Raw genomic sequence first — 10,731 nt, forward strand, 5'->3', positions numbered from 1 at the left:
CCGCGGCCGCAGCCCGCGGGGTCCCGGCTCCCGCTCCCCCCGCCGGGGCCCCGCGGCACCAAGTTGGACAAAGGAACGCGCCTTGAATGACCTCAATGTCATCGACCGCTTCATGGAAGCCTTCATTCGCTACATCGACAGCGGATTCGGGCTCTTGGGAGGCGATGTCGGGTTCCTCACCACGGTCCTGATCGGCATCGACATCACGCTTGCCGGCCTGTTCTGGGCGATGGGCGGCGAGGACGACATCATCGGCCGCTTCCTCAAGAAGATCCTCTATGTCGGCGCCTTCGCGCTCATCCTCAACAGCTTCTCGACGCTCGCCGACATCATCTTCCGCTCCTTCGCCGGGCTCGGCCTGGTCGCGGGCGGCGGATCGATCAGCGCGGACGACCTGCTCAAGCCCGGCCGGCTCGCCGGCACTGGCTTCGAGGCCGCTTGGCCGCTGCTCGACCAGGCCAGCGAAATGCTCGGCTTCACGACCTTCTTCGACAATTTCCTCACGATCATGGTGCTGCTGATCGCCTGGGTCGTGGTGATCGTCGCCTTCTTCATCCTGGCGGTGCAGCTCTTCATCACGATCCTCGAATTCAAGCTCACCACGCTTGCCGGCTTCGTGCTGGTGCCGTTCGCCTTGTGGAACCGCACGAGCTTCCTCGCCGAGCGCGTGCTCGGCAATGTCGTCAGCTCGGGCATCAAGGTGATGGTGCTCGCGGTCATCGTCGGCATCGGCTCGAACTTCTTCGCGGAATTCGTCTCGGCCCTGCAAGGCCAGGAACCCGACATCGGCGCGGCGATGAGCCTCGTTCTCGCCAGCCTCGCGCTGTTCGGGCTCGGCATCTTCGGTCCCGGCATAGCATCCGGGCTGGTCGCGGGGGCGCCGCAGCTCGGCGCCGGCTCCGCGGTCGCGACGACCGCGCTCGCGGCCGGAGGCTTCGCCGTCGCCGGGGGCGCAGGCATGGCGGCGGCACGCGGCGTGGCCGGCGCCGGGCTCGGCGCGATCCGCGCCGGCACGGCGATGGGATCGGCCGCATCGACCGCCTACAAGCTCGGCCAGGAAACCGCCGGGTCCAAATCAATCGCTTCAGGCGTTGGCGGCATCGCCACGGCGGCGCGGGGCGCCGCCGCGCAAAAGATGAGCGGCGCCTTCGGCCTGCGTGACGCGGTCGAGCGAGGCCGTCAGGCGGCGTGGAGCGCAGGTAGCGCGCAGCCCGCCGCTGCGGGGTCGGCCTCGGCGGCCTCGGAATCCACGCCCGCATGGGCGCGCTCGCTGCAAGCGACGCAGAATGCTCGCCACCACCGGCAGATGGCCATCCACGCGCTCCAATCGGGCGACCGTGGCGGCGCCTCCGCAACTCCCGACATCAAGGAAAGGGACTGATCGATGCGATTTAGACGCGCGGTGCAGCGCTATGGGCGAACACCAGAACCCGAAACACCCTATCAACGCGCTGGCCAGCTGTGGGACGAGCGCATCGGCTCGGCGCGCGCCCAGGCGAAGAACTGGCGGCTGATGGCGTTCGGCGGGCTGTTCCTGACGACGGGCCTATCCGCCGGCCTCGTCTGGCAATCGCTGCAGAGCCGCGTCGTGCCCTATGTGGTCGAGGTCGATGCGCTCGGCGAAGCCCGGGCGGTGACACTTGCCGAGACCGATTATCGACCGACGGATCCGCAGATCGCGTGGCATCTCGGCCGGTTCATCGCGAACATCCGTTCGAAGTCGCTCGATCCGGTGCTGATGCGCGATAACTGGCTGGCGGCCTATGACTTCGCGACGCCGCGCGGAAGCATCTTCCTTGGCGAATATGCCCGCTCGGCCAATCCGTTCGCCGACATCGGCGACAGGACAGTTTCGGTTCAGATCACCAGCGTCGTGCGCGCGTCGGCGACAAGCTTTCAGGTCAAATGGCTCGAGACCGCCTTCGAGCGCGGGAGTCTCGCGGGAAGTTCACGCTGGACCGCGATCCTGACGGTCGTGGTCAAGCCGCCGCGCAATGCCGAGACGCTGCGGAAGAACCCGCTCGGTCTCTACGTCGATGCGATCGACTGGAGCCGCGAGCTCGAAACGCCGACGGCCACGCCCGCACCGCGACCTGCGCCTGCGACTGACCTGCCGCTTGGCTCGCCGCTCGACCCCAATCTCGGCGCCATGCCGCCATCCCTACCGGAGAACAGCCAATGACCCGTTTCCTCGCCCTCCCGTCGGCGCTGCTCATCTGCACGGCCTCGGTGCATGCCCAGACCGCCCCGCCGAGCGTGCCGCCTAGCGCGACGCCGCCCGCGATCGACATGGCACGGCCGGCGTCTCCGCCAGCATCGCCAGTGGCCCAGCCCATCCGGCACGCCAAGCCAAAGCCGCTGACGCCGGCGATGGTTCGCGTCAGCGACGCCAATCGCGCGGCGACGTTGGAGCCCAGCACACAGGCCTACATCAATGCCGTCCAAGTCTATCCGTTCAGCGACGGCGTGCTCTACCGGCTCTATGCCGCGCCGGAGCGGGTAACGGACATCGCGCTGCAACCCGGCGAAGCGGTTATATCGGTTGCCGCAGGCGATACCGTGCGCTGGACCGTCGGCGACACCAGCAGCGGCAGCGGTGATGCCAAGCGCGTGCACATTCTGGTGAAGCCCTTCGCGCCCGATCTTACCACGAACCTCGTCATCACCACGGACCGCAGGGCCTATCACCTCCAGCTCGAAAGCACGGCGAGTACCGCGATGGCTGCGCTCTCCTGGACCTATCCGCAGGATGAGCTGATCGCGATCCGCCGCGCTGCCGACGAAGCGAGGGCGGCGGCACCGGTGGCGGCCGGAATCGCCCTCGACCAGCTCTACTTCGGCTACGCAATCACCGGCGACAAGCCGCCATGGCGACCGCTGCGCGCGTTCGATGACGGCCGCCAGACCTATATCGAGTTCCCGCCGAGCATCGCGCAGGGCCAAGCGCCTCCAATGTTCGTGCTTGGACCCGGCGGCGACGCCCAACTCGTAAACTATCGCATGTCGGGTCGGTTCTACGTGGTCGATCGCCTGTTCGACGTGGCCGAATTGAGGCTCGGCGAAAAGAAACAGGCAATCGTCCGGATCACTCGCGGCGGCGCCGAGCGTCGGCGGAGGGGGTCGTGACCGAAGAGGCGCTGGACACGGCGGCCCCGCCGAAGGCCGATCCCGAGACGCTGGTGCTGCGCGGCTCTCCCGGCCGTGTCGTGCGCTTCCGCCGCGGCGCGGTGATCGCCATCGCCGCGCTCGGGTCGGCAGCGATCGTCGGCACGGCCTGGATCGCGCTCAAACCCGCCACCTTTCGGATGGTCGCGAGCGAGGAAGATCGAGTCGATCTGAGCGCCAAGGCGCCGGCGGATGCCCTTGCCGATGCGCCGAAGGGCTACGGCGATGTGCCGCAGCTTGGCCCGCCGCTCCCTGGCGATCTCGGACGTCCGATCCTCGAACATCAGCGCTCGATCGACGCGGCCGTCCCTCCAGCTGGTCCCGATCCGGCCGCGCAGGCTGCGGAGGCGGAAAGGCAGCGGAACGCCGCCGAACGACGAGCCGCGCGCGAGTCCGGCGTGATGATGCAACTGGCGGGTGACAGGCGGGAAACTGCGAATGCTGTCACCCCCGCTATCGCAGTTAGCCAGCCGAGCGACGGCAGCGCATCTGTGCCGAAGATCGCCCTCGATGCCGAGCGAGACCCGGGAAGCCAGCAGCGCAAGGCGGACTTCATCGCGGGTAAGGACACGGGCGGCGACATCAATCCGCACGCGCTGACCCCGCAGATCTCGCCCTTTACCCTGCACGCCGGCACCGTCCTTGCCGCCAGCCTGATTACCGGGCTGAATTCCGACTTGCCTGGCATCGTCACGGCGCAAGTCACCGAGAACGCCTATGACAGCGTCACGGGCCGGATCTTGCTGATCCCGCAGGGCGCCCGGCTTATTGGCAGCTACGACAGCGTGGTGGCGTTCGGCCAGAAGCGCGCGCTCGTCGTATGGCAGCGCATCATCCTGCCCGATGGCTCGTCGATCCGGATCGACAATGTCCCCGCCAGCGATACGGCGGGCTATGCTGGGCTCTCGGACAAGGTCGACGTCCATACGTGGCAGTTGCTGAAGGGCGTTGCTCTCTCGACCCTGCTTGGCGTCGGCACGGAACTGAGCTTCGGGACCAGCGAGAGCGATCTGGTACGCGCGATCCGCGAGTCCGCGCAGCAGAGCGGTGCCCGCGCGGGCGACCAGATCGTCATGAAGAACCTCAACGTCCAGCCGACGGTCCGCGTGCGCCCGGGCTGGCCGCTCCGGATCGTGGTTCACAAGGATATTGTCCTGCAGCCTTGGCAGAGCGGACGGAGATAGCGATGGTCGAGATCAAATTGCAGAAGCTGCCGGACAGAACGCCCGTCAAGCTCTCGGTCAACCTGCCGCTGGTTCTCCATGCCGACTTGGTCGCCTACGCGGCATTCTATCGCGAGACCTATGGGGCCGAGGAACCGATCGCCGAGCTGGTTCCGCACATGCTCGCCGCATTCCTCGCGAGCGATCGCGCTTTCGCCAAGTCCCGGAAGAGCTCGCAGTCCTAAGGGGGAAGCCTTGGATGACGAGGCCCTCTGGACGCCGAGGGAGCTGGCGAAGTTTTTGGGCTATTCGGAGAGCACCATCTGCCGAATGGTGTCGCAGTCTCCGGAAAAGCTGCCACCCAGGGTTGTCGCTCTAGCGAGACCGCGCTGGCTTCCCGAGCTTGTCAGAGAATGGGCCAAGACGAACAGCGAGCCGTTGCGCAATCGGACCGGCAGACCCCGCAACATTCGCTGAAAAATGGCGTCGGGAGGCGTTCAGTTTGTCGTGGATTTGGCACGCTTCACAGCTTCTGGATAAGCCGTCAGTGCACCAAATTGTGCCAAACCCCCGAAATTATCCTTTGTTTTCAAAGGAGATTGGTGCGGTCGAGAAGACTCGAACTTCCACGGCCTTTCGGCCACAACGACCTCAACGTTGCGCGTCTACCAGTTCCGCCACGACCGCACATCATGAAGAGCCGAAACGGGTCCGGCACCGGGTAGGAGCGGGCGCTTAGCAAAGCGTTTCGGGCGATGCAAGCGAGCTTCGCCACATTTATTTTTTGCGGCCATTCCGGCGCGAGCGAGCGTTCCTGCCGCTTGTCACCGATGTGACGCAAAGGAGTCTTCGAACTGTCATCGCTCTACCGTCAGAGCGTCATCGAATCACCCTAGTGGCGGCGTCACCGGGGGTGAGGGGCGAATCCCGTTCTCGCTCGCGGCCTATTTTTCATCAGGGGCGCCGTTGCGCGCACACCGGGAACGGAGAATTTCATGGCGGCTTTCGCACGCGTTCGTTTGGTCATGCTCAGCGGCGTGGCCTGTTCCATCCTTGCGGCCTGCGGCGCCGACGGCGTCGCGTCGCCGGGCGAGGGCGTGATCGTCATTCCGACGCCGACCCCCACGCCGACGCCGACCCCCACCCCGACCCCGACGCCGACCCCCACCCCGACGGGCGTGACGCCGGCGGCCGACTGCCCGACGATCGGCGGCAGCGACCAGCTCACCGACCTCGGCACGATCGGCGACGGCAACAACTCGTGGCGCAACTGCGGTTTCCCGGCGCGCTTCAACTCGACCACGGCAATCCCGAAGGTCGATGGCGTCGTCTACTCGCTCCCCGGCCGTGTCGACGTCGGCACCGACCAGGGGGCCGCGAGCACCAATAACGTCGTCACGCTGACGATCGATCCGGGCGTGATCGTCTTTGGTTCGACCGGCGTTTCCTATCTCGCCGTCAACCGCGGCAATCGCATCGACGCGGTCGGCACCCCGACCCAGCCGATTATTTTCACCGGTCGCGGCAACGTCACGGGTTCGGCTGGTGACAACACATCGCAGCTGTGGGGCGGCATCGTGCTGCTTGGCCGGGCACCGATCACCGACTGCCTTGCGCCGTCTGCCGAAGAGGGGACGGTCGAGTGCGAACGCGACACCGAAGGCACGTCGAACGCGCTCTATGGCGGCGCGCAGCCGGCCGATAATTCGGGTCGCCTGTCCTATGTGCAGATCCGCTACTCGGGCTTCGTTCTCAGCGCCGACAAGGAATTGCAGGGGCTGACCCCTTCGGGCGTCGGATCGGGTACCCAGATCGACCATATCCAGGTCCACAACAGCTCGGACGACGGGATGGAAGTCTTTGGCGGCCGGCCGAACTTCAAATATATGATCATGACCGGCGCCGAGGATGACAGCTTCGACACCGACGTCGGGACCAAGGCGAATATTCAATATGCGATTGCGGTCCAGCGCGCGGGCGGAACGGTCGGCGACTCGATCATGGAAATCGATTCGGACGGCAATGAGCAGGCGGTTCCGCGCCAGAATGTGAACATTTCGAACTTCACCTTCATCCACCGCAACGCGGCGGCGGGCAACGGCGCCGCGATCCGCATCCGTGGCGGCGCGGACTATACGTTCGCGAATGGACTGATCACGACCGACACGTCGTGCATCCGGATCGACAGCACGTCGACGACGCAGGAAACGGGAGAGGACGAGCAGGGACCGCCGCGCTTCTTCTCGGTCTCGCTGAAGTGCGGCAGCCGTCCGTTCCGCGGCGGCGGCGACCCGGCGGTGACCGATGCCGAGGTCCAGGCGATCTTCGAGGCCGGGACCAACAACCGCTTCGACTATGCGCCCAGCCTGACCAACCTGTTCCTCAACGGCGCCACCGAAACGGGCTACGAGCCTTTCGATGCCAAGACGCTGAACAGCTTCTTCGACACGACCGCCTATGTCGGCGCCGTCGCCGACGCGAACGACACCTGGTACGCGGGCTGGACCTGTAATTCGTCGACGGCAGATTTCGGCAGCGACAGCGGGAGCTGCTCGAGCTTGCCGGTCACCTGATCGCTCGCAAGCCACTTCGGGGAGCGGGCGGGCCTGACGGCTGGCCCGCTCCCTTCCCACATATTCCTCGGGGACGATTTACCATGACCAAGCGGCCGATTCTCGCCAGCCTGCTCCTCCTCAGCACCGCCCTTGTCGCGCCTTCGGCGCTAGCGCAGGACGCGGGCAGCGCGCCTGCTGCCGATACCCCCGGCGACCAGCCCGCCGCCGCGGCGCAGGACGAGCAGCCCGAGGAGGATGTCGACGTTTCGATCCCCGGTGGCAGCGATCAGGAGATCGTCGTCACCGGCCGCTACGTCCCCAACGTGGTCCGCGCGACCCCCGAAGTCGTGTCGGTGCTTTCGTCGGCCGACATCGCGCGCACCGGCGAGGGCGATATTTCGGGTTCGCTCCAGCGCGTGACCGGTCTGTCGGTCGTCGGCGGCGGCTTCGTCTATGTCCGCGGCCTCGGCGATCGCTATTCGCTGGCGCTCCTCAACGGCTCGCCGCTGCCGAGTCCCGAGCCGCTCAAGCGCGTCGTCCCGCTCGACATCTTCCCCACCAATGTCATCGATTCGACGCTGGTCCAGAAAAGCTATTCGGTGAACTTCCCCGGCGAATTCGGCGGTGGCGTGATCAACCTGACGACCAAGTCGACCCCGCGCGAACCCTTTCTGACCTTCAGCGGCGGGATCGGTTGGGACAGCGAGACGACAAACGAGCTCGGCTATACCTATTATGGCGGCGACGCCGACTGGACCGGCTTCGACGACGGCACCCGCGACATCCCGCCGCTGCTCGCCGCGGCGCTGAAGAGCGGCAAGCCAATCCTCGAGGGAGCCGACTTCACGCAGGACGATCTCGAAGCGATGGAGATGCAGCTGGTCAACGCGCCGACCACGCTGCTCCAGCAGAATAATCACATCCCGATCAACTGGTCGGCCGGAATTACCGGCGGTACGACGATCCCGCTCGCCGACGGCCAACTCGGCATCATCGCGACCGCGGGGATCAGCAACAAGTGGCGCACCCGCGACACCCTACAACAGACCTCGGTCAACGAGGACCTGTCGGGCGAACCGCAGACGAGCTACAACCGCGTCATCACCGACAACCATATCGTCGTGAACGGGCTGCTCGGCTTCGGCCTCGAACTCGGCGACCACAAGGTACGCTGGACCAACCTCTATATCCGCGACACGCTGAAGCAGGCACGCCTCGCGCTGGGCAGCGACCGCAACCAGACCGACCGCGACATCATGAAGCAGGACACGGCCTGGTACGAGCGCCAGCTCATCAACAGCCAGTTCGTCGGCGAATTCAATTTCGACCCGGTCAAGGTCGACATTCGCGGCGGCTATGCCAACTCGCAGCGCGAAGCGCCGTACGAGCGCAGCTTCACCTACGTCCGCACCAACCTGCCGACCGACGTCGATCCGACCGGCGACAAGTTCGTCAACGATCTCGGCGGCAACAAGGGCGACGCGACGATCGGCTTTTCGGACCTCAACGAGGATCTGTGGTCGGGCGGCGTCGACCTTTCCTATGAACTTGCGCCTCGGATCACAGCGACCGTCGGCTATGCGTACAGCGATACGCATCGCGTGTCGGAAAGCCGCAGCTTCCAGTTTCGCGCATCGAACCTGCCCGTTGCGGTGCAGCAGTTGCGCCCCGACTATCTTCTCTCCGATGCGACGATCCAGGCGTATGACATCACCCTGCTCGAAACGTCGGCGCAGGACGGCACCGCCGCCTTCGACGCGAAGCTGCGCACCCACGCGGGTTACGGCCAGATCCAGGCCGAAATCATCCCCGGCGTGAACATCAATGCCGGCGTGCGCTACGAAGATGCGAAGCAGACGGTCATTCCCATCGACCTGTTCAACACCGGATCGTCGGCGATCGTCGCGACCAACCTGAACAACGACTATTGGCTGCCCGCGGTCACGCTGACGTGGGAAGTCGCGCCCGACATGCAGCTTCGCGCCAACGGATCGAAAACGATCGCGCGGCCCCAGTTCCGCGAACTGGTGGCACAGGTCTATCAGGATCCCGAATCGAACCGCCTCTATCGCGGCAATCCGTCGCTGGTCGACAGCGAGTTGTGGAACGCGGAACTGCGTTACGAATGGTATTTCGATCGCGACCAGCGTTTTACCGCCGCCGCCTTCTACAAGTCGATCGACAATCCGATCGAATCCTACACGACGATTTCGGATTCGGCGGTCAACAGCAGCTATGCCAATGCGCCAAAGGCGACGCTCTATGGCGCGGAGGTCGAGGTACAGAAATATATCCCCCTCGATACGATGTCCGACGCGGCGTTCTGGCAGACCCGTCGCCTCGTCCTGATCGGAAACTACACCTACACCCAGTCGAAGATCAGGGTGGGCGAGGGCGATACGACGGTCATCAACGGCGTCGAGCAAAACGCGCGGAACTTCTTTATCGACGGCGCGCCGCTCACCGGCCAGTCGGACCATCTGGTCAATGTCCAGATCGGGCTCGAAGACACGGAAAAGCTGTCGCAGCAGACCCTGCTCTTCACCTATGCCAGCCCGCGCGTGACCAGCCGCGGTCCGTCGGGGCAGCCCGACCTTCGTGAAAAGCCGGGCATTTCGCTCGACTTCGTCGCGCGTCAGGGCGTGATGCTGAAGGGCAAGGAAATCGAACTGAAGTTCGAGGCGCGAAACCTGACCGGCCGCACGTACAAGGAATTGCAGGAAGCGGGCGACAACAAGATTTATTTCAACCGCTACAAGCTCGGGCGGACCTTCTCGCTCAGCGCATCGATCAAATTCTGATCGGGTTCCCCTCCTCCGAAGAGGAGGGGTTTCTTCGAACTGCCATACTTCCCCGGACTCGCCCCACTGACAAAAAACTGTAATCTCCCCGTCAACTGATTGTCACCAATCGTCCCTAGGCGATTCGCGAGGACGCATTTTCGGTTGGGGGTAGTGGATAATCCAATGGCGACGCTGATGCCCGGATCGGCCTTCAGGCTGCCGCGCGCGATTCCGACCTGGTTGCGCCCGCGTCCCCGACCGGCGCGCGACCTGGCGCCGCGGCTCCTGGTCGGCCTGCTTGCGGTGCTGCTCGTCTGGCAGGCGGTCCGGCTCCTCTGGACGGCGATCGTCCCGCTGTCGCCGCTCGGCGCGTGGCAGCCGCAAACCGCGGTGATCGCCTCGCCCGCCGAGCGCCGGGCGCTCTTCGCGAGCTTCGATCCCTTCTTTCGCACGGGCAGCCAGGGCCCGGCCAGCGCGACGGTCACCGCGCTTGGGCTCACCCTCTTCGGCGTGAACATCAACGAGGCGACCGGCGGCGGGTCGGCGATCATCGCCGGCGAGGACGATGTCCAGAACAGCTACGCGATCGGCGATGAAATCGTCCCCGGCGTCCGCCTGTCCGGGGTGGCCTTCGACCATGTGACGCTCGACCGCGGCGGCGCACAGGAGAGCCTGTTCCTCGACCAGAGCGGCGCCGCGCCGGTCGCCAATCCCGCGCTTCCCGCACCGACACCGGAGCCCGGCGCCGCATCGCCAGGCGGACGCAGCGCCAATGGCGAAATGTCGCCGGAGGCGCTTCAGGCGGGCATCGGTTTCGCACCGCGTACCGAGGAGGGTCGCGTGACGGGCCTCCTCGTCCAGCCAAAGGGCGACGGCGCCGTCTTTCGCGCCGCGGGGCTGCGTCCCGGCGATGTCGTGCGCTCGGTGAACGGCCGGCCGATCGGCTCGGCGGGCGACGCGGCCGCGCTCGCGGGACAGCTCACCCCCGGCGCCCGCATCTCGCTGGAGGTCGAGCGCGGTGCCAATGTCGTCCCGGTCGCCATCTTCCTCTCGAAGCAATAGGTT

At 65.7% G+C, this 10,731-nt stretch carries 8 protein-coding genes and 1 tRNA gene; 8 read left to right on the forward strand and 1 reads right to left on the reverse strand.

Translation table 11 applies throughout. The features are described 5' to 3' along the window. The first annotated feature begins 82 nt into the window (after positions 1 to 82). From trbL to AC58D2_RS05920, 5 genes are read left to right on the forward strand one after another with little or no spacing between them, the layout of a single operon-like run. Positions 83 to 1,381 (forward strand): P-type conjugative transfer protein TrbL, encoded by a 1,299-nt coding sequence (trbL, locus tag AC58D2_RS05900; RefSeq protein WP_497388247.1) that lies wholly within the window; start codon positions 83 to 85, stop codon positions 1,379 to 1,381. Between the two features lie 3 nt (positions 1,382 to 1,384). Further along, the gene (gene trbF, locus AC58D2_RS05905; protein ID WP_497388249.1) at positions 1,385 to 2,182 is read left to right on the forward strand and encodes a conjugal transfer protein TrbF; all 798 of its coding nucleotides are present in this window, start codon (positions 1,385 to 1,387) and stop codon (positions 2,180 to 2,182) included. Beyond that, positions 2,179 to 3,126 (forward strand): P-type conjugative transfer protein TrbG, encoded by a 948-nt coding sequence (gene trbG, locus AC58D2_RS05910; protein WP_497388251.1) that lies wholly within the window; start codon positions 2,179 to 2,181, stop codon positions 3,124 to 3,126. The genes trbF and trbG overlap by 4 nt, the downstream gene beginning before the upstream one ends. Continuing rightward, positions 3,123 to 4,349 (forward strand): TraB/TrbI/VirB10 family type IV secretion system protein, encoded by a 1,227-nt coding sequence (locus tag AC58D2_RS05915; protein ID WP_497388252.1) that lies wholly within the window; start codon positions 3,123 to 3,125, stop codon positions 4,347 to 4,349. Before trbG ends, AC58D2_RS05915 begins: the two co-directional genes overlap by 4 nt. Positions 4,350 to 4,351: 2 nt before the next feature. Further along, the gene (locus AC58D2_RS05920; protein ID WP_497388254.1) at positions 4,352 to 4,573 is read left to right on the forward strand and encodes a DUF2274 domain-containing protein; all 222 of its coding nucleotides are present in this window, start codon (positions 4,352 to 4,354) and stop codon (positions 4,571 to 4,573) included. A gap of 355 nt (positions 4,574 to 4,928) precedes the next feature. Here the strand turns inward: AC58D2_RS05920 and AC58D2_RS05925 are convergent. Further along, positions 4,929 to 5,015: transfer RNA gene (locus AC58D2_RS05925), tRNA-Leu, on the reverse strand. A gap of 308 nt (positions 5,016 to 5,323) precedes the next feature. Between AC58D2_RS05925 and AC58D2_RS05930 the strand changes: the two genes are divergently transcribed. The 3 genes from AC58D2_RS05930 (at position 5,324) to AC58D2_RS05940 (ending at position 10,728) form a co-directional block, all read left to right on the forward strand. Further along, complete coding sequence (locus tag AC58D2_RS05930) at positions 5,324 to 6,901, forward strand: beta-helix domain-containing protein (RefSeq protein ID WP_497388256.1); 1,578 nt, start codon at positions 5,324 to 5,326, stop codon at positions 6,899 to 6,901. A gap of 83 nt (positions 6,902 to 6,984) precedes the next feature. Continuing rightward, a complete protein-coding gene (locus tag AC58D2_RS05935) occupies positions 6,985 to 9,684 on the forward strand; it encodes a TonB-dependent receptor domain-containing protein (protein WP_497388258.1) in 2,700 nt (899 codons plus the stop codon). A gap of 165 nt (positions 9,685 to 9,849) precedes the next feature. Beyond that, positions 9,850 to 10,728, forward strand: coding sequence for a type II secretion system protein N (locus AC58D2_RS05940; RefSeq protein WP_497388260.1), 879 nt, complete (start codon positions 9,850 to 9,852; stop codon positions 10,726 to 10,728). The last annotated feature ends 3 nt before the right edge of the window (positions 10,729 to 10,731 follow it).

The organism is Sphingopyxis sp. CR5 (assembly GCF_059693785.1).